16 protein-coding genes and 1 pseudogene are annotated in these 18499 nt (G+C 57.6%); 12 read left to right on the top strand and 5 right to left on the bottom strand.

The annotated features are described in order from the left end of the window. Positions 1 to 130 precede the first annotated feature (130 nt). A pseudogene (locus tag ACM6IR_RS24270) lies at positions 131 to 403 on the top strand (hypothetical protein); the annotation flags it as partial. A gap of 219 nt (positions 404 to 622) precedes the next feature. Here ACM6IR_RS24270 and ACM6IR_RS24265 read toward each other — a convergent pair. Next, positions 623 to 1840, bottom strand: a complete 1218-nt coding sequence (locus tag ACM6IR_RS24265) for an argininosuccinate synthase (RefSeq protein ID WP_059406294.1) — start codon at positions 1838 to 1840, stop codon at positions 623 to 625. Between the two features lie 129 nt (positions 1841 to 1969). Continuing rightward, a complete protein-coding gene (locus tag ACM6IR_RS24260; protein ID WP_414910026.1) occupies positions 1970 to 2878 on the bottom strand; it encodes a flagellar protein MotY in 909 nt (302 codons plus the stop codon). A 159-nt stretch (positions 2879 to 3037) separates the two neighbouring features. Here ACM6IR_RS24260 and pyrC point away from each other — a divergent pair, with 159 nt between their 5' ends. Together pyrC and rnt are read left to right on the top strand one after the other, a co-directional pair. After that, the gene (gene pyrC, locus ACM6IR_RS24255) at positions 3038 to 4084 is read left to right on the top strand and encodes a dihydroorotase (protein ID WP_414910025.1); all 1047 of its coding nucleotides are present in this window, start codon (positions 3038 to 3040) and stop codon (positions 4082 to 4084) included. After that, complete coding sequence (rnt, locus tag ACM6IR_RS24250) at positions 4081 to 4758, top strand: ribonuclease T (protein ID WP_201120607.1); 678 nt, start codon at positions 4081 to 4083, stop codon at positions 4756 to 4758. The genes pyrC and rnt overlap by 4 nt, the downstream gene beginning before the upstream one ends. A gap of 177 nt (positions 4759 to 4935) precedes the next feature. Here rnt and ACM6IR_RS24245 read toward each other — a convergent pair whose 3' ends face one another. Then, entirely contained in the window at positions 4936 to 5538 is a 603-nt protein-coding gene (locus ACM6IR_RS24245; protein WP_414910024.1) for a peroxiredoxin, read from the bottom strand. Between the two features lie 291 nt (positions 5539 to 5829). Between ACM6IR_RS24245 and ACM6IR_RS24240 the strand changes: the two genes are divergently transcribed. From ACM6IR_RS24240 to ACM6IR_RS24225, 4 genes are all read left to right on the top strand, one after another. Next, on the top strand, positions 5830 to 6048 hold the full coding sequence (locus ACM6IR_RS24240) for a bacterioferritin-associated ferredoxin (RefSeq protein WP_414910023.1): 219 nt from the start codon (positions 5830 to 5832) through the stop codon (positions 6046 to 6048). 199 nt (positions 6049 to 6247) lie between these two features. Beyond that, positions 6248 to 6721: a bacterioferritin gene (bfr, locus tag ACM6IR_RS24235; RefSeq protein WP_414910022.1), complete on the top strand. Its 474-nt coding sequence runs from the start codon at positions 6248 to 6250 to the stop codon at positions 6719 to 6721. 185 nt (positions 6722 to 6906) lie between these two features. Then, a complete protein-coding gene (locus ACM6IR_RS24230; RefSeq protein WP_414910021.1) occupies positions 6907 to 7809 on the top strand; it encodes a chemotaxis protein CheV in 903 nt (300 codons plus the stop codon). A gap of 27 nt (positions 7810 to 7836) precedes the next feature. After that, complete coding sequence (locus tag ACM6IR_RS24225) at positions 7837 to 8295, top strand: GNAT family N-acetyltransferase (protein WP_414910169.1); 459 nt, start codon at positions 7837 to 7839, stop codon at positions 8293 to 8295. A 188-nt stretch (positions 8296 to 8483) separates the two neighbouring features. On the opposite strand, the gene ACM6IR_RS24220 is transcribed toward ACM6IR_RS24225, so the two are convergent. Beyond that, a complete protein-coding gene (locus tag ACM6IR_RS24220) occupies positions 8484 to 8810 on the bottom strand; it encodes a type 1 fimbrial protein (protein WP_414910020.1) in 327 nt (108 codons plus the stop codon). Between the two features lie 266 nt (positions 8811 to 9076). Here ACM6IR_RS24220 and ACM6IR_RS24215 point away from each other — a divergent pair, with 266 nt between their 5' ends. The 5 genes from ACM6IR_RS24215 to ACM6IR_RS24195 all read left to right on the top strand — a co-directional run bounded on the left by ACM6IR_RS24215 (position 9077) and on the right by ACM6IR_RS24195 (position 17386). Then, positions 9077 to 10237, top strand: coding sequence for an efflux RND transporter periplasmic adaptor subunit (locus tag ACM6IR_RS24215; protein ID WP_414910019.1), 1161 nt, complete (start codon positions 9077 to 9079; stop codon positions 10235 to 10237). Beyond that, the gene (locus tag ACM6IR_RS24210) at positions 10234 to 13335 is read left to right on the top strand and encodes a multidrug efflux RND transporter permease subunit (protein WP_414910018.1); all 3102 of its coding nucleotides are present in this window, start codon (positions 10234 to 10236) and stop codon (positions 13333 to 13335) included. Before ACM6IR_RS24215 ends, ACM6IR_RS24210 begins: the two co-directional genes overlap by 4 nt. Positions 13336 to 13344: 9 nt before the next feature. Further along, a complete protein-coding gene (locus ACM6IR_RS24205; protein ID WP_414910017.1) occupies positions 13345 to 14022 on the top strand; it encodes a heavy metal response regulator transcription factor in 678 nt (225 codons plus the stop codon). Further along, positions 14012 to 15376: a heavy metal sensor histidine kinase gene (locus tag ACM6IR_RS24200; RefSeq protein WP_414910016.1), complete on the top strand. Its 1365-nt coding sequence runs from the start codon at positions 14012 to 14014 to the stop codon at positions 15374 to 15376. The genes ACM6IR_RS24205 and ACM6IR_RS24200 overlap by 11 nt, the downstream gene beginning before the upstream one ends. Positions 15377 to 15883: 507 nt before the next feature. After that, the gene (locus ACM6IR_RS24195) at positions 15884 to 17386 is read left to right on the top strand and encodes a sensor domain-containing diguanylate cyclase (protein ID WP_414910015.1); all 1503 of its coding nucleotides are present in this window, start codon (positions 15884 to 15886) and stop codon (positions 17384 to 17386) included. A gap of 170 nt (positions 17387 to 17556) precedes the next feature. Here the strand turns inward: ACM6IR_RS24195 and lpxC are convergent, their stop codons facing one another. After that, complete coding sequence (gene lpxC / locus ACM6IR_RS24190; protein ID WP_414910014.1) at positions 17557 to 18468, bottom strand: UDP-3-O-acyl-N-acetylglucosamine deacetylase; 912 nt, start codon at positions 18466 to 18468, stop codon at positions 17557 to 17559. Between the last annotated feature and the right edge of the window lie 31 nt (positions 18469 to 18499).

Raw genomic sequence — 18499 nt, 5'->3', positions numbered from 1 at the left:
CGGAATTTTTATTACCTTAAAAAAGACAAGACAGAACAACTCAATACAAACCTACTATATTAATAATTCCGCCCCACAACAATCACCCATTAACCATTCGAGAAAAGACAAAATTACATGAGTATAAAATATGAAAAGATTCAACCAAACAATTACCAACCCCATGACCGTCATCGCGATATTCGCAACACTGTCTGAAACATCGGCGGCTCTCTCACTGCCTTTCCTGGACGATGACGAAAGAGACATCTACATCTGGTTCCTGATCAGCTTTCCTTATTATTTGATTTTACTTTTCTTCGCCACGCTCAACTTCAACTACCGATCGCTTTACGCACCCTCTGATTTTGAAAAGGGAAAGCATTTCATAAAAGTCATGGACAGGGCTGAGCGTCCGGACAATGACGCCATACCGGAGGAGAAACTGAAGGAGAGCACATTGAAAAATTCAAAAACCCCTAAGAAACGCAACAATCAATAGCGTTTGAGGGATTGTCAGGAGGACTTGAAAGAAACCGGAAAAACGCTAAATCGCAGGACAGGTAGAACATCTCCCTTTTCAAATGTGTGGCCACGTCGACGACGGGCCACACATTCTATTCGCTCTACAGTCTCAAAGGTCTCAGAACAGCTTCCGGCCTTTGTTCGCCGCGATACGCATGCGCAAGGCGTTGAGCTTGATGAAGCCCGCCGCGTCGGCCTGGTTGTAGGCGCCGCCATCTTCTTCGAAGGTTGCGATGTTGGCGTCGAACAACGACTCGTCAGACTTGCGACCCGTGACGATCACGTTGCCCTTGTACAGCTTCAGGCGCACAACGCCGTTCACGTGTGCCTGGGACGCATCGATCATCTGTTGCAGCATCAGACGCTCAGGGCTCCACCAGTAACCGGTGTAGATCAGGCTGGCGTATTTCGGCATCAGCTCATCTTTGAGGTGAGCGACTTCGCGGTCCAGCGTGATCGATTCGATCGCACGGTGAGCGCGCAACATGATGGTGCCGCCTGGGGTTTCGTAGCAGCCACGGGACTTCATGCCCACGTAACGGTTCTCAACGATGTCGAGACGGCCGATGCCGTGTTCGCCGCCGATACGGTTCAGGGTCGCCAGCACGGTGGCCGGGGACATTTCGACGCCGTCCAGTGCGACGATGTCGCCGTTGCGGTAGGTCAGTTCCAGGTACTGCGCTTTGTCAGGAGCCTTCTCCGGGGAGACGGTCCATTTCCACATGTCTTCTTCGTGCTCGGTCCAGGTGTCTTCCAGCACACCGCCTTCATAGGAGATGTGCAGCAGGTTGGCATCCATGGAGTACGGGGATTTTTTCTTGCCGTGACGCTCGATAGGGATGTTGTGCTTTTCAGCGTAATCCATCAGCTTTTCACGGGAGAGCAAGTCCCATTCACGCCACGGAGCGATCACTTTCACACCCGGCTTCAAGGCGTAGGCGCCCAGTTCGAAACGAACCTGGTCGTTGCCTTTGCCGGTGGCGCCATGAGAAATGGCGTCAGCGCCGGTTTCGTTGGCAATTTCGATCAGGCGTTTGGCGATCAACGGACGAGCGATGGAAGTACCCAGCAGGTACTCGCCTTCGTAAACGGTGTTGGCGCGGAACATCGGGAAAACGAAATCGCGTACGAATTCTTCGCGCAAGTCGTCGATGTAGATCTCTTTGACGCCCATGGCCTGAGCCTTGGCGCGTGCAGGTTCGACCTCTTCGCCCTGACCCAGGTCAGCGGTGAAGGTCACGACTTCACAGTTATAAGTATCCTGCAGCCACTTGAGGATCACCGAAGTGTCCAGGCCGCCGGAATACGCCAGAACGACCTTGTTTACGTCCGCCATGCCATCACTCCACGGGGTTCTACGGAAAGCCGTCGAGTTTACCGGGCATGCAGAATAATTTACAGAGGCGCGACAGCTTATGACGACGAAGCGACAGATTATGTCGAGTGAGCGACGATTACAGCGGGTTCAGGAGGTCGCCGGGGTGCTGCCCGGTGCCGTGGCTTGAGGCGCGACTTTCTCGGTCGGCGCCACCCGCTCCAGGCGCACGGCGACCCGGCGATTCTTCGCCCGGTTGGCCGCATTGGTGTTCGGCGCCAACGGGTATCGCTCACCGTGGAAGCGCAGGGTGATCTGCGACTCCTGAATGCCATTGGCCTTGAAATAGTCCATCACCGCCAATGCCCGGCGGCGTGACAATTCACGGTTGGTCAGGCGGTTGCCGCTGTTGTCGGAGTGGCCATCGAGTTCGATATGGTTGACCGTTGGATCAGCCTTCATGAACTCCAGCATAACCTGCAACTGCGCCTTGGCCTGCGGGTTCAACTCTATGCTTTCACCCGGAAAACCTATCTCGGACTGTTTGACCTGTTCGAAATTCTTCGGCAGCAGTTTCGCCACACAACTTTGGTAATCATTGAAGGCCTTGCTGAATTTGACGGGTAACAGGCGTACTTCAGACACCCGCCCGTCGCCGGAGGAGTGTCGAATCAGTGGACTGCGACCGTCCATCAGGCCACTGATCAAGCGCCCGGCCTGAACTTGCGAACTGTTGAACAATACATTGCCGCTGCCGATTTGCACGGAGCCCAAGTTGATGTCGCCACGCCCTGGCTGCCAAGGTGCGGCGGCCGCCAGCAAGGTCGCCGAACCACCGCCAATCATCGCGTTGTAGGCCTTCAGACGAAATATCGCCTGCTCGCCGGCGCGACGCACGAACTCCCCCGAACCGAAATCGGTGATCGGCTGCGTCAAGCGGCACTCGAACTTGTCACCTTCGACCGTCCACTCGATGCTCTCCAGACGGGTCTGGAAAGTGAGCGCCATCGCAGGAAGGCTGGCAAACACACTGAGCAAGGCTAAATAACGCTGGCGCACGGGAGGCTCCACTGGCTTCTACAACAAAAAGACCGACACACACATGTTTACGGCATACCTGTTGGATATCGGAAGCTTCCTGCAAAACTTGATAGCGAGTGCCTGCAAGAGTCTTTTCCGGTAGCATTCCCCTGAGTTTGACCCGCCTGGAATCCCCTCATGTCCGACCGCCTGACCCTGCTGCGTCCCGACGACTGGCACATTCATCTTCGCGATGGTGCCGTGTTGACCAATACCGTTGCGGATGTTGCGCGCACCTTTGGTCGCGCCATCATCATGCCCAACCTGGTACCTCCGGTGCGTAACGCCGCTGAAGCCGACGGCTATCGCCAGCGGATTCTCGCTGCGCGCCCGGCCGGCAGTCGCTTCGAACCGTTGATGGTGCTGTACCTGACCGACCGCACACAGCCCGAAGAAATTCGCGAGGCCAAGGCCAGCGGTTTCATTCACGCCGCCAAGCTGTACCCGGCCGGCGCGACCACCAACTCGGACTCCGGTGTCACCAGCATCGACAAGATTTTCCCTGCACTTGAGGCCATGGCCGAAGTCGGGATGCCCTTGTTGGTTCACGGAGAGGTCACCCGCGGCGATGTCGACGTGTTCGACCGCGAAAAAATCTTCATCGATGAGCACATGCGTCGGGTGGTCGAGCGCTTCCCGACACTCAAAGTCGTGTTCGAACACATCACCACCGCGGATGCCGTGCAGTTCGTCAACGAGGCTGCGGCCAACGTCGGCGCAACCATCACCGCTCATCACCTGCTGTACAACCGCAACCACATGCTGGTGGGCGGGATTCGGCCGCACTTCTATTGCCTGCCGATTCTCAAGCGCAATACGCATCAGGAAGCCCTGCTCGACGCCGCCACCAGCGGTAGCGAGAAATTCTTCCTGGGCACCGACTCGGCCCCACACGCCCAGCACGCCAAAGAAGCGGCTTGTGGTTGCGCCGGTTGCTACACCGCTTACGCGGCGATCGAGATGTATGCCGAGGCCTTCGAACAGCGCAACGCGCTGGACAAGCTCGAAGCCTTCGCCAGCCTGAACGGTCCGCGCTTCTACGGCCTGCCGGTGAACACCGATCGAATTACCCTGGTCCGCGAAGAGTGGACCACCCCTACCAGCCTGCCATTTGGCGAGCTGACCGTAATCCCGCTGCGCGCCGGTGAAAAACTGCGCTGGCGCCTGCTGGAGGAACACGCGTGAGTGAAGACCATTTCGACGACGAACAGGACGGTCAAGGCGGCGGAGGTGGCTCGCGTCACCCGATGGCAGCTCGCTTCCGTGGATACCTGCCCGTTGTTGTCGATGTTGAAACCGGCGGTTTCAACTCTGCCACTGACGCCTTGCTGGAAATCGCTGCGACCACCATCGCCATGGACGAAAAAGGGTTCGTGTATCCCGATCACACCTACTTCTTCCGTGTAGAACCCTTTGAAGGCGCGAACATCGAAGCAGCCGCGCTGGAATTCACCGGAATCAAACTGGATCACCCGTTGCGCATGGCGGTGAGCGAAGAAGCCGCACTGACCGATATTTTCCGTGGCATTCGCAAGGCGTTGAAATCGAACGGCTGCAAACGGGCGATTCTGGTCGGGCATAACAGCAGCTTCGATCTGGGTTTCCTTAATGCCGCCGTCGCGCGCCTGGACATGAAACGCAACCCGTTTCATCCATTCTCCAGTTTCGATACCGCGACATTGGCGGGGCTGGCTTACGGTCAAACCGTACTGGCCAAGGCCTGTCAGGCCGCCGATATCGACTTCGACGGTCGCGAGGCTCACTCGGCTCGCTACGACACAGAGAAGACGGCCGAGTTGTTCTGCGGCATCGTCAATCGCTGGAAACAAATGGGCGGCTGGGAAGACTTCAACGACTGAGTTGTGTGTGTAGGAGCGAGCTTGCTCGCGATGAATTTAAGGGCGGCGCATTTTCCCAGACAGTACGCGTCATCGTTCACGTCCATCGCGAGCAAGCTCGCTCCTACAGGGATTGCAGTATCCCGCCCATAAAAAAACCGGCCTCAACGGCCGGTTTTTTTATGCCTGACGCTTGGCTTACAGCTTGCCAGCGTTCTCGGTCAGGTAAGCTGCAACACCTTCTGGCGAAGCAGTCATGCCCTTGTCGCCTTTTTTCCAGTTGGCAGGGCAAACTTCGCCGTGCTCTTCGTGGAATTGCAGAGCATCGACCAGACGGATCAGCTCTTCCATGTTACGGCCCAGTGGCAGGTCGTTGACGATCTGCGAGCGAACGACACCTTTGTCGTCGATCAGGAACGCGCCACGGAAGGCCACGCCGTCTGCGGACTCAACGTCGTAGGCCTTGGCGATTTCGTGCTTCATGTCGGCAGCCATGACGTACTGAACCTGACCGATGCCACCGGCATTGATCGGGGTGTTGCGCCAGGCGTTGTGGGTGAAGTGAGAGTCGATCGAAACAGCGATCACTTCAACGTTGCGTGCCTTGAAGTCTTCCATGCGGTGGTCCAGAGCGATCAGCTCGGACGGGCAAACGAAAGTGAAGTCCAGTGGGTAGAAGAACACCAGGCCGTATTTGCCTTTGATGGCCGAGGACAGGGTGTAGCTGTCTACGATCTCGCCATTGCCGAGTACGGCCGGGACGGTGAAGTCTGGGGCTTGTTTGCCTACGAGTACGCTCATTGGATATCTCCTGGTGTAAAGACGTGAAGAACCGGGCTCGCCTCAGCCTGCCACCCTCAGGCGACAGCCCTGTGACACGAACCGGTTTTGCAAAGACCGGTCATCATACACTGCGTGTTTGACCTGTCCAAAAAAGCATCCGTTACGGGTCGACGCGGATCACCTGCAGGAAAACCGTTCGTCAGTCACACGCCTATATGCCGTAAAGGTCCTGGAAACCACTTTGACAATCATTCTCGTTAACATTAAGATCCATCGCAATTGAGTCACAACCAGCGACGGTTTTCACTTATGTATGTTTGTCTCTGCACTGGCGTCACCGACGGTCAAATCCGCGATGCAATCTATGAAGGTTGCTGCAGCTATAAGGAAGTCCGTCAGGCCACTGGCGTTGCGAGTCAATGCGGCAAATGTGCCTGCCTCGCCAAGGACGTTGTCCGCGAGACCCTGACCAAATTGCAATCGGCCCAGGCGGCGATACCTTTTCCAGTTGAATTTACAGCCGCATAAATACCCTGATTTCAAAGAACCGGACTCATGTCCGGTTTTTTTATGCCTGAAAATCAATTGCTTATAGGCAAGACGCGGAACACAAACATTCTTATTCCGATTAATTTTCACTTAAGTTTCAATAACTTAGGTTTGACACCCAAAATTTGGCAGCTCAAACTCAGCCTTATTGACAGCTAATACAGGGCAGGACCCCATCATGAAAGGCGACATTACAGTCATCCAGCATCTCAACAAGATCCTTGCCAATGAGCTGGTCGCGATCAATCAATACTTCCTGCATGCGCGCATGTACGAAGATTGGGGCCTGAACAAGCTGGGCAAGCACGAGTACCACGAATCCATCGACGAGATGAAGCACGCAGACAAGCTGATCAAGCGCATCCTGTTCCTTGAAGGCCTGCCCAATGTCCAGGACCTGGGCAAGCTGCAGATCGGCGAACACACCCAGGAAATGCTTGAATGCGACCTGCGCATCGAGCGTACCGGCCACGCCGATCTCAAAGTAGCCATCGCTCACTGCGAAACAGTGGGCGACTACGGTAGCCGCGAACTGCTGGAGGATATTCTGGAGTCCGAAGAGGAACACATCGACTGGCTGGAAACCCAACTGGGCCTGATCGATAAAGTCGGTCTTGAGAACTATCTGCAATCGCAGATGGGCGAAGAGTAAGTTAGCGACAGCTAAACTCGAGATAATAAAAAGCCCCGCGCTCTTTTGAAGAGGCGGGGCTTTTTCAATCCTGTGGACATCAGGGGAATATTCCTAAAGCCTGCCCCCAACAAGTCGATAACCTGGCATCGATAGCTGTTGGCGATCCCCTTATTCGCCCATCACCTTTTCCAGAGAAGGTTTTTATGTCTTCCAACAAAGCCCGCGCAGACTCACTTTCGCTTCTGCTGTTTACCTTGCGCAGCGGCAAACTGATGGCAATCAACCTGCTGAAAGTCAGTGAAATCATCCCCTGCCCGCCGCTGACCAAGCTCCCCGAGTCGCACCCTCACGTCAAAGGCATCGCCACCCTGCGCGGCGCCTCGTTGTCAGTCATCGACCTGAGTCGTGCCATCGGCGAACGCCCCCTGGAAGATCCGAACGGTGGCTGCCTGATCGTCACGGACATCAGCCGCTCCAAACAAGGCTTACACGTTCAAGCGGTGAGCAAGATCGTCCATTGCCTGACCACCGACATCCGTCCGCCGCCCTTTGGCTCTGGCGGCGTGCGTTCGTATATCACCGGCGTGACCTCCGTGGACGGCACGTTGGTGCAAGTGCTGGACATCGAAAAAGTGATCCACGGCATCGCTCCGGTACAGATCGAAATGGCCCCGACCGAACTCAGCATGGAAGACGCCGAGGTGTTGGGTCACGCACGGATTCTGGTGGTCGATGACAGTCAGACAGCGCTGCAACAATCGGTACACACCTTGCGCAACCTCGGGCTGCAATGTCACACCGCCCGCAGCGCCAAGGAAGCCATCGATTGCTTGCTGGACCTCCAAGGCACGGCGCAGCAGATCAATCTGATCGTGTCGGACATCGAAATGTCCGAGATGGACGGCTATGCCTTCACCCGCACATTGCGTGAAACCCCGGATTTCGCGCACCTCTATGTGTTGCTCCATACCTCGCTGGATAGCGCGATGAACAGCGAAAAGGCCCGTCTTGCCGGTGCGAACGGAGTGCTGACCAAGTTCTCCTCCCCTGAACTGACCAAGTGCCTGATTGAAGCGGCCAAGGCAGTCGCCGAACAAGGTCATTGAGTGTTGGTCGAAAAATTCTGCTTTCTGATGCGGCGCAGCCTCGCTGAAACTGTGCCCGCGATCACCTGGCCCCAAGGGATCGTCCTGACCCAATACCGTCCCGAACTGGCAGAAGACGTTCATCGCTTGATGGAACTGGGCTATCTGCAAGGAGGGGGTCGCGTACCGGCTCTGGACGTGTGGCAACGGCGATTTGAAACCGATCCCGAATACGATCCGACCCTGTGTTTCATCGCGCTGGATGCCCAAGGCATCGTTGGCGTGTGCCAGTGCTGGACCAGCGCCTACATCAAGAGTCTGGTGGTGCATCCGCGGGCTCAGGAACGAGGTTTGGGGCGAGCGTTGCTGCTGAATGCATTCAATGTGTTTCAGCTGAGACGCGAAGGCTTTGTGGATTTGAAAGTGCTGGAAGACAATCTTCGGGCGCAGCGGTTGTATGAAAACGCCGGCATGCGGGTAGTCCGCCGGGAACCGGTTCCCACCTGACACCGCCATCGTCGGAATGCCGCCCTCGCCAGGCGGCCTGATCCAGGCGATGAGTTGTCTTTGATGGCCGCATCGCGAGCAGGCTCGCTCCCACCGCTGATCTCCATAGCACACGCACACAGATTCGTGTTCGACGCAGATCCTACTGTGGGAGCGAGCCTGCTCGCGATGGCGGCAGCGGCACGGCCTTACAAGTAGGTGACGGTGACGACACCTTTTTCAGGTGTCGAATCAACACTGGCCTCATCTGCCTTCAACGACTCGAAAGCCGTCGAAAAAGGTATCGGACCGTGGCTGCAGACATTGCGATAGGCATCCACGTCCAGATCCAAACCGGATGCCACCTGGATACGTTGCGACTCGGCAAACTGCGCCGGCCCCGTATGACTCACCGCACATCCCGAATTGACGATCTGCCCGACAAAATGCACACCGCCCGACACCGTTTGCGGCGCAGCGGATACCGCCAGAGGTATGAACAACAGCACACTCGAAATTACGTTTTTCCGCTTCATTTCAAGAGCACTCCAGCATCGCTCATGGATCACCCCCTCTGTATTAGGCCATAGGAAAATATCTTTGATCAGCTTAGTCGCCCTGGCCAGCAAGCCAGCTCCTGCGGGGGACTGTGGTGTACGCAAATGTTTCGCAAAAATAATCAGGCTTCCAAACTGACAGCGCCGTCAGTTAGCAGTCACCTTCCTGACCGTCGAACAGGTTTATAAGGGAAGGTATAAACCTGCCCCAACTCCCGACCACCCAGCCCCGGCGCCCCACTCGCATGCGAACTCAGAAAAAAAAAGTCCTTCTCGCAGCCTTTCTGATCGTGTTGGTTGCGCTGGGCGGGTGGTATCTCGCTAAACCCACCACGGCCAAACTCGCCGCGCCGACGGCCATCCCGGTGCGCGTGGTCAACGTTGTCAAAAAAGACGTCCCCCGCTACGTCAGCGGCATCGGTTCAGTGCTGTCCCTGCACAGCGTCGTGGTCCGACCGCAAATCGACGGCATCCTGACCAAAATCCTGGTCAAAGAAGGCCAACTGGTGAACAAAGGCGATTTGTTGGCCACCATCGACGACCGTTCGATCCGCGCCAGCCTCGACCAGACCCGGGCCCAATTGGGTGAAAGCCTGGCGCAACTGCAAGTGGCCCAGGTCAATCTCCGGCGCTACAAACTACTGAGCGTGGACGACGGCGTTTCCAAGCAGACCTACGACCAGCAACAAGCCCTGGTCAACCAGCTCAAAGCCACTGCCCAAGGCAATCAGGCCTCAATCGACGCCGCTCAGGTGCAGCTTTCCTACACTCAGATTCACTCTCCGGTCACCGGTCGCGTCGGTATTCGTACCGTGGACGAAGGTAACTTTCTGCGCATGACCGACGCTCAAGGGCTGTTCACGGTGACCCAGATCGACCCGATCGCCGTGGAGTTCTCCCTGCCACAGCAAATGCTACCGATCCTGCAAGGCCTGATCAGCGATCCGCAACACGCCCAGGTCAAGGCCTACATTGGTGCCGACACTGACGGTGAAACCGGCAACCTGTTGGGTGAAGGCCACCTGACATTGATCGACAACCAGATCAACGCCAATACCGGGACCATCCGGGCCAAGGCTGAATTCAACAATCCCGGGCAGAAACTCTGGCCAGGGCTGCTGGTGACGGTAAAGATTCAGACAGCGCTGGATAAAGATGCGCTGGTCGTACCGCCCACCGTCGTACAGCGCGGGCTCGATCAACATTTCGTCTACCGCGTCAAAGGCGACAAGGTCGAAACCGTCCCTGTGCAAATGGTCTATCAGGACAGCGGCCTGAACATCATTAAAGGCGTGCAGGCCGGCGACCAACTGGTCAGTGACGGCCAGTCGCGGCTCAAACCAGGCTCGACCGTCCAGGTGCTGAGCGATCCGCCGCAGGTTGTCCAGTCGGAGATGGAGCAATGAAGGGCCATGGCTCGATCTCCGCCTGGTGTATCGACCACCCGGTGGCCACTGTCCTGCTGACCTTTGCCCTGGTACTGCTCGGCGTCATCGCCTTCCCGCGCCTGCCGATTGCGCCGCTGCCGGAAGCCGAGTTCCCGACCATACAGGTCACCGCGCAACTGCCCGGTGCCAGCCCGGATACCATGGCGTCATCGGTGGCCACGCCGCTTGAAGTGCAATTCAGTGCCATTCCCGGCATGACCCAGATGACCTCAAGCAGCGCCCTCGGCTCGACCATCCTGACGCTGCAATTCACCCTCGATAAAAGCATTGATACCGCCGCCCAGGAAGTCCAGGCCGCGATCAACACCGCCGCCGGCAAACTGCCCAAGGACATGCCGACCCTGCCGACCTGGAGGAAGGTCAACCCGGCCGACAGCCCGGTGTTGATCCTCAGCGTCAGCTCGACCCAGATGCCCGGCACCGAACTCAGTGACCTGGTGGAAACCTTACTGTCGCGTCAGATCAGCCAGATCGACGGCGTAGGCCAAATCAACATCACCGGTCAGCAACGTCCGGCGATTCGCGTTCAGGCGTCAGCCGATAAACTGGCGGCCATTGGCCTGACGCTGGCGGACATTCGCCTGGCGATCCAGCAGACGAGTCTCAATCTGGCCAAAGGTGCGCTGTATGGCGAATCGAGCATCTCGACCCTGTCCACCAACGACCAGTTGTTCCACCCCGACGAATACAGTCAGCTGATCGTTTCCTACAAGAACGGTGCACCGGTTCATCTCAAGGATGTGGCCAACGTCGTCGACGGCTCGGAAAATGCTTACGTTCAGGCCTGGGCCGGCGATCAACCGGGGGTCAACCTGGTGATTTCCCGGCAACCGGGGGCCAATATTGTCGAGACCGTGGATCGTATTCAGGCGGCCCTGCCCGCGCTGGAAGCCATGCTGCCAGCCTCGGTGCAAGTCAAAGTGCTGATCGACCGCACGCAAACCATTCGTGCGTCCCTGCATGAAGTGGAAATCACCCTGCTGATCGCGATCATGCTGGTGGTGGCGGTGATGGCGCTGTTCCTGCGCCAATGGTCGGCGACGATGATCGTGTCGGCGGTGCTCGGCGTTTCGCTGACCGCCAGTTTCGCCCTGATGTACATCATGGGTTTCAGCCTGAACAACCTGACCCTGGTGGCGATTGTCGTCGCCGTCGGGTTTGTGGTGGACGACGCGATTGTGGTGGTGGAGAACATTCACCGCCACCTGGAGGCCGGCGACGGCATGCGCGAGGCGGCGATCAAAGGCGCCGGCGAGATCGGCTTCACCGTGGTTTCGATCAGTTTCTCGTTGGTGGCGGCGTTCATTCCGCTGCTGTTCATGGGCGGTGTGGTCGGGCGGCTGTTCAAGGAATTCGCACTGACCGCCACCTCGACCATCTTGATTTCGGTGGTGGTGTCGTTAACGTTGGCGCCGACCCTGGCCGCGCTATTTATGCGTGCACCCGTGCATCATGCTCACAGCAAACCAACGTTCGGTGAACGCTTGCTGGGCGGCTATGAAAAACTTTTGCGTCGCGCCCTTAACCATCAGAAATTGATGATCGGCGTGTTTGGCCTGTCACTCGGTTTGGCCATTGCCGGTTACATCTTCATTCCGAAAGGCTTCTTCCCGGTGCAGGACACCGGCTTCATCCTCGGCACCACCGAAGCGGCTGCCGATATTTCCTACGGCGACATGGTGAAAAAACACCTGGCGATGGCTGAAATCGTCGCCGCGGATCCGGCGGTACAGGCGTTTTCCCACTCGGTCGGCGTCTCGGGCAGCAACCAGACCATTGCCAACGGTCGATTCTGGATCACGTTGAAAAGCCGCGGTGACCGTGACGTTTCGGCCAGCCAGTTCATCGACCGGATTCGCCCGCAACTGATGAAAGTCCCCGGTATCGTGCTCTACCTGCGCGCTGGCCAGGACATCAACCTCAGCTCCGGCCCGAGCCGCGCGCAATACCAATACGTGCTCAAGAGTAACGATGGTCCGACCCTCAGCACCTGGACCCAACGCCTGACGGAAAAACTGCGCAGCAACCCGGCGTTCCGGGATATTTCCAATGACTTGCAACTGGGCGGCAGCATCACCCACATCAGCATCGACCGCAGTGCCGCCGCACGTTTCGGCCTGACCGCCAGCGATGTCGACGAAGCGCTGTACGATGCATTTGGCCAGCGGCAAATCAACGAATTCCAGACCCAGATCAACCAGTACAACGTGATCCTCGAGCTCGATACCAAGCAGCGCGGCAAGGCTGAAAGCCTCAACTATTTCTACCTGCGCTCCCCCCTGAGCGGCGAAATGGTGCCGCTGTCGGCCTTGGCCAAATTAGATGCGCCGACCATTGGCCCATTGTCCATCGCCCATGACGGGATGTTCCCGGCCGCCAACCTGTCCTTCAATCTGGCGCCCGGCGTCGCGCTGGGCGATGCCGTGATCATGCTCAACCAGGCCAAGATTGACATCGGCATGCCGGCTGCCATCAGCGGCAACTTCCAGGGCGCGGCCCAGGCGTTCCAGAGTTCTCTGGCCAGCCAGCCATGGCTGATTCTGGCGGCGCTGGTGGCGGTGTACATCATTCTTGGCGTGCTCTATGAGAGCTTCGTCCACCCGTTGACCATCATCTCGACCCTGCCGTCGGCGGGGCTCGGGGCAGTGATCATGTTGTGGATCTGTGGCCAGGACTTCTCGATCATGGCGCTGATCGGATTGGTGTTGCTGATCGGCATCGTGAAGAAAAACGGCATCCTGATGATCGACTTCGCCCTCGACGCACAACGCAAGGGAGGCTTGTCGCCGGAAGAGGCGATTTTCCAGGCGTGTATCACGCGGTTCCGGCCAATCATCATGACCACCCTCGCCGCCCTGCTCGGCGCCTTGCCGCTGATGCTCGGCTATGGCACCGGCGCCGAACTGCGCCAACCCTTGGGGATCGCGGTCGTCGGTGGCTTGCTGGTCAGCCAGGCGCTGACGCTGTTCACCACTCCGGTCATATACTTGTGGCTCGAGCGGCTTTTCCATCGGCCAAAACCAGCTCCGATACCGGCGCTGGCGAACACAGACTGAGGCGGGGTCATGCGCGTTCTGATTATCGAAGACGAGGAAAAAACCGCGGACTATTTGCACCGCGGCCTGACGGAACAGGGTTACACCGTGGACCTGGCCCGGGACGGCATTGAAGGGTTGCACCTGGCATTGGAAAGCGACTACGCGGTGATCGTCCTCGACGTCATGCTGCCAGGCCTCGACGGCTTCGGCGTACTGCGCGCCTTGCGTGCGCGCAAGCAAACCCCGGTGATCATGCTCACCGCCCGAGAGCGTGTGGAGGACCGCATCAAAGGCTTGCGCGACGGCGCCGACGATTACCTCGGCAAGCCGTTTTCCTTCCTCGAACTGGTGGCGCGCCTGCAGGCGTTGACCCGGCGCAGCGGCGGCCACGAACCGGTGCAAGTGACCATCGCCGACCTGTGGATAGATTTGATCAGCCGTAAAGCCACCCGGGCCGGTACGCGCCTGGACCTGACCGCCAAGGAGTTCTCGCTGCTCAGTGTCCTGGCACGTCGGCAAGGTGAAATCCTTTCGAAAACCGCCATCGCCGAAATGGTCTGGGACATCAATTTTGACAGCGACGCCAACGTCGTCGAAGTGGCGATAAAACGCCTGCGCGCCAAGCTCGACGGGCCGTTCGACGAAAAACTGCTGCACACGATTCGTGGCATGGGTTATGTGCTGGAGAGCCGCTGTGTCCAGTAATTCCATTGCCCTGCGTCTCAGTGGAATGTTCACGCTGGTGGCGCTGCTGGTGTTCCTGTTGATCGGCTGGGCGCTGTATCAACAGGTCGATAAAGGCTTGGGTTTGCTGCCCGAGGCGGAGCTGGATGCGCGCTACAGCGTGCTCGAATCCACCGTCGGCCGTTTTGGCACACCCGAGCATTGGGTGAAGATCAACAACAAGCTCAAGTTGCTCGGCGAAGAAGACCGGCGCATCAGTTTCTGGATCATCAGCGGCGATCCCAACTACGAGTACGGTAACCTGACGCCGCAGATTCGCACCTTTGCGCAAGGGCCGCTGGGCATGCGTGACCTGAAGCTGCCGGATCACCCTTACCCCTTGAAGGTGCTGGTCAGCCAGTTCCCGGCCAAGGACCAGCGACCACCGCTGCGATTCATGATCGGCATCGACACCGAGACGTTTTTGCAGACTCAACACCACTTACTGATTGCCCTGATCAGCCTGGCGATCATCGGCGTACTGCTGGCCTCGGCCCTGGGGTATTGGGTGGCGCGGATTGGCCTCAAGCCGCTGATCAAACTGTCCCAGGAAGCCCAGCGACTGGCCCCTCCATTGCGCTCCGGACGCTTGCGGTTGTCTTCACTGCCGCCGGAACTCAATCAGTTCGTCAACTCGTTCAACTCCACGCTGGAGCGGGTCGAACAGGCTTATTCGCGTCTTGAATCGTTCAACGCGGACGTCGCCCACGAACTGCGTTCGCCACTGACCAATCTGATTGGCCAGACCCAAGTCGCGCTGACTCGCGGGCGCTCGGCGGAACATTATTTCGAAGTACTGCAATCGAACCTTGAGGAGCTTGAGCGACTGCGTTCAATCATCAACGACATGCTGTTCCTCGCCAGCGCCGACCAGGGCAGCAAGGCCACCAAACTGACGTCCACCTCGCTGGCGGATGAAGTGGCAACGACGCTGGAGTATCTGGATTTCATTCTTGAAGACGCCCAGGTTCAGGTGCAGGTCAGCGGTGATGCGCAGGTGCGGATCGAAATCGCTCATCTGCGCCGCGCGTTGATCAATCTGCTCAGCAACGCGGTGCAGCACACCGAGCCAGGTCAGGTGATTGAGGTACGAATTGAGGTTGAGGCGCATCAGGTCAGCATTGGTGTCGCGAACCCGGGTTTACCGATAGCCAGCGAACATCTGTCGCGCCTGTTCGAGCGTTTTTATCGGGTTGATGCATCGCGCAGCAACAGCGGCAATAACCACGGCCTGGGGTTGGCGATCGTCAAGGCGATTGCGCTGATGCATGGCGGGGACGTGTTTGTGCGCAGTGATCACGGGATGAATACGTTCGGGATTCATCTGCCCGTCTGACGCCTTACTCGACACCAGAACTGCACCCGATCCCGTAGCAGCTGGCGAAGCCTGCGTTCGGCTGCGCAGCAGTCGCAAACCCTGCACACCCGATTTATCTGATAGACCGCATCGCCTGATTTCACGACTGCTACGCAGCCGAACGCAGGCTTCGCCAGCTGCTACAGGTGCGGCGTTATGCGACTTACTGTTGCTCTAGCCGCAACAGTCCTTTCATGGATCCGCTCTTTTTCCCTTCTCCAAACCCTCTTATCTTTGCCCGAACCAAACAGCACTTGCCAAGCCAGAAGGTCTTAAAGATGTCCAACTGAAAAAGACAGCTGATCTGACGACCACTCCGTTTTCTCGACACGGTCCAGGGGCTCTTCCCCTTGTACCATTGTCTTCAAAGCCGCTGCTATCAGCGGCTTTTTTTCGTTATGCGAGCATTCGTCGACTACCCGTTCAATGTCTTCTAAGCTTCAACCTGCAAAAGGCCCCTCCGAGCCTTAGGAAGGCATCAGTCCCATGACCGCAAGCCGTCCCCGCTACGTTTCAGCCAGAACCGGGCGACCTGAGGTTATGGTGATCCTTGGCAGTTCGCTGACCGTCATCGCCATTCTCGGCATCGTGGCTTTCCTATTGATCCGCGAACACGCCAACGCCGAACAGGAAGCCACGCGCAGCGCAACCACCATCGCCCAGCTGATCGATGCCGATGTCCTGCGCACCGTTGAACTTTACGACTTGACCCTGCAAGGCCTGATTGCTGCCGCGCAACGAGATGATCTGAAACAGGTTTCACCGCAAATCCGCCATTTGGTGCTGTTCGACCGCTCCACCACCGCACGCTTCAAGGGCGACGTTCTGTTGCTGGGCAAGCACGGCGAGGTGCTGGCTGACTCGTCGTCGATAGAGCCCAAACCAGGCAATTTCGCTGATCGAGACGACTTCCTCGCTCATGCCTCCAATCGCGACACAGGTATGTTCATCAGTCGACCGTTCAAGCCCCAGTGCGACTGCGAAGACAGCAACGAATGGCAGATCAGTTTCAGCCGGCGCATCTCCTCGCCCACCGGTGAGTTTCTGGGAGTGGCGGTGGCCTCCATGCGCCTGAGTTATTTCGACCAGTTGTTCAACAGCCTGAACATTGGCACTGGCAGCACGCTGAACATCATCAATGACGACGGTATTTTGCTCGCGAGAAAGCCATTCCTGGAAAACGACGCAATCGGCAAAAAATTCGTCAACAGCCCCAACGTCATGCGTGTCCTGCGTGAGGGCAACGGCAGCTTCAGCAGCCTATCGAGCGTTGACCATAAGCAACGCCTATACACCTTTTCCAGGGTCGGCAACCTGCCCCTGACGGTGATTGTCGCCCTGTCCAGCGATGAAGTGCTCGCCACCTGGGAGCGCACGGCGATCGTGATCAGCGGTGCCACCGGCGTGTTGTGCATGGGTCTGCTATGGCTGAGCCTGTTGCTCTGTCGGGAGCTGAGTCTGCGCTACAACGCCGAACAGGAATTGGAGCAGTTGGCGGCCACTGATGCCTTGACCGGTGTAGCCAATCGCCGGACGCTGGACCAAACCCTGCGCCATGAATGGTTTCGCGCCCAACGCTCCGGCAAACCACTGTCGCTGCTGATGATCGATGCCGACCATTTCAAGGCCTTTAACGATCAGCATGGCCATCAGGCCGGTGACGATGCCTTGCGCGCCTTGGCCCAGGTGATCTCCGAGAACGTGCGGCGACCGGCGGATCTGGTCGCCCGTTACGGGGGTGAGGAATTTTCGGTGATCCTGGCGGAAACGGACAGCGCGGGTGCGCAGCAGATTGCAGAACACATCCGCGTTGCGGTGGAACAATTGCCGTTCGTGGCAGGCATTGAATCGCCGATTACTGTCAGTATTGGTATCAGCACCTGGACCACGAGCACCGATACCAGCCTCGAGCAGTTGCTGTTTGCAGCGGACAAGGCGCTGTATCTGGCGAAGGAAAGCGGGCGCAATCGGGTGATTGCCACTGATTGAAAAGTGGTGGTGCCCTCTATGGCCCCTTCGCGAGCAGGCTCGCTCCCACAGGTGGACTCGGTTTACTGTAGGAGCGAGCCTGCTCGCGAAGGGGCCAGTGAGCCACCAAAACCGGGACATAAAAAAAGGCCACCCAAAGGCAGCCCTTAAAAACTAGAGAGGTTTTTTGCTTACACGGCCGCAACAGGGCGCATGTAAGAGATCGGTGCAGTGCTGGCGTCTTCGAAAGTCACGACTTCCCAAGCATCTGTCTGCTCAATCAACTTGCGCAGCAGCTGGTTGTTCAATGCATGCCCGGACTTGAAGCCCTTGAACTCACCAATCAGGCTATTGCCCAGCAGGTAGAGGTCACCAATTGCGTCGAGGATCTTGTGCTTCACGAATTCGTCTTCATAGCGAAGGCCGTCTTCGTTCAGTACACCATCCGCGTCGACCACAATAGCGTTTTCAACGCTGCCGCCGAGTGCGAGGTTGTGCTTGCGCAGGTACTCGATATCACTCATGAAACCAAAGGTACGGGCGCGGCTGACTTCTTTTACGAACGAAGTACTGGAAAAATCCACGCTTGCACTTTGTATGCGGTCACGGAAAACCGGGTGATCGAAATCGATCTCGAAGCTCACTTTGAAGCCTTCGAAAGGGACGAAAGTGGCGCGCTTGTCGCCGTCTTCCACTGTCACTTCCCGCAGGATCCGGATGAACTTCTTGGCGGCGTCCTGTTCTTCCAGGCCGGCCGATTGAATCAGGAATACGAACGGTCCAGCGCTACCATCCATGATCGGAACTTCGGACGCGGAGAGCTCGACGTAGGCGTTATCGATGCCCAGGCCAGCCATGGCCGAGAGCAAGTGCTCCACCGTATCCACTTTGGTGTCACCACTGACCAATGTGGTCGACATCGTGGTTTCACCAACGTTTTCCGCGCGGGCAGGAATTTGCACCACAGGGTCGAGGTCGGCACGACAAAACACAATGCCGGTGTCGATAGGTGCAGGCTTGAGGGTCAGGTATACCTTCTCCCCGGAATGCAGGCCTACACCTGTGGCACGGATAATATTTTTCAGTGTGCGTTGTTTAATCATGGCTTGGGCCGCTTCAGCGCAAATTGCGAAC

The organism is Pseudomonas sp. IT-P253, assembly GCF_949768125.1.
Classification (GTDB): domain Bacteria; phylum Pseudomonadota; class Gammaproteobacteria; order Pseudomonadales; family Pseudomonadaceae; genus Aquipseudomonas.
Note: the sequence above shows the minus strand (reverse complement) of the source record. Positions and strands in the feature narration are given on the sequence as shown.

What these genes read in the sequence shown, in the direction of transcription:
- ACM6IR_RS24265 (WP_059406294.1), bottom strand. Translation starts at nt 1,840, where the DNA reads ATGGCGGACGTAAACAAGGTCGTTCTGGCGTATTCCGGCGGCCTGGAC.
- pyrC (WP_414910025.1), top strand. Translation starts at nt 3,038, where the DNA reads ATGTCCGACCGCCTGACCCTGCTGCGTCCCGACGACTGGCACATTCAT.
- ACM6IR_RS24245 (WP_414910024.1), bottom strand. Translation starts at nt 5,538, where the DNA reads ATGAGCGTACTCGTAGGCAAACAAGCCCCAGACTTCACCGTCCCGGCC.
- ACM6IR_RS24240 (WP_414910023.1), top strand. Translation starts at nt 5,830, where the DNA reads ATGTATGTTTGTCTCTGCACTGGCGTCACCGACGGTCAAATCCGCGAT.
- bfr (WP_414910022.1), top strand. Translation starts at nt 6,248, where the DNA reads ATGAAAGGCGACATTACAGTCATCCAGCATCTCAACAAGATCCTTGCC.
- ACM6IR_RS24230 (WP_414910021.1), top strand. Translation starts at nt 6,907, where the DNA reads ATGTCTTCCAACAAAGCCCGCGCAGACTCACTTTCGCTTCTGCTGTTT.
- ACM6IR_RS24225 (WP_414910169.1), top strand. Translation starts at nt 7,837, where the DNA reads ATGCGGCGCAGCCTCGCTGAAACTGTGCCCGCGATCACCTGGCCCCAA.
- ACM6IR_RS24220 (WP_414910020.1), bottom strand. Translation starts at nt 8,810, where the DNA reads ATGAAGCGGAAAAACGTAATTTCGAGTGTGCTGTTGTTCATACCTCTG.
- ACM6IR_RS24215 (WP_414910019.1), top strand. Translation starts at nt 9,077, where the DNA reads ATGCGAACTCAGAAAAAAAAAGTCCTTCTCGCAGCCTTTCTGATCGTG.
- ACM6IR_RS24210 (WP_414910018.1), top strand. Translation starts at nt 10,234, where the DNA reads ATGAAGGGCCATGGCTCGATCTCCGCCTGGTGTATCGACCACCCGGTG.
- ACM6IR_RS24205 (WP_414910017.1), top strand. Translation starts at nt 13,345, where the DNA reads ATGCGCGTTCTGATTATCGAAGACGAGGAAAAAACCGCGGACTATTTG.
- ACM6IR_RS24195 (WP_414910015.1), top strand. Translation starts at nt 15,884, where the DNA reads ATGACCGCAAGCCGTCCCCGCTACGTTTCAGCCAGAACCGGGCGACCT.
- lpxC (WP_414910014.1), bottom strand. Translation starts at nt 18,468, where the DNA reads ATGATTAAACAACGCACACTGAAAAATATTATCCGTGCCACAGGTGTA.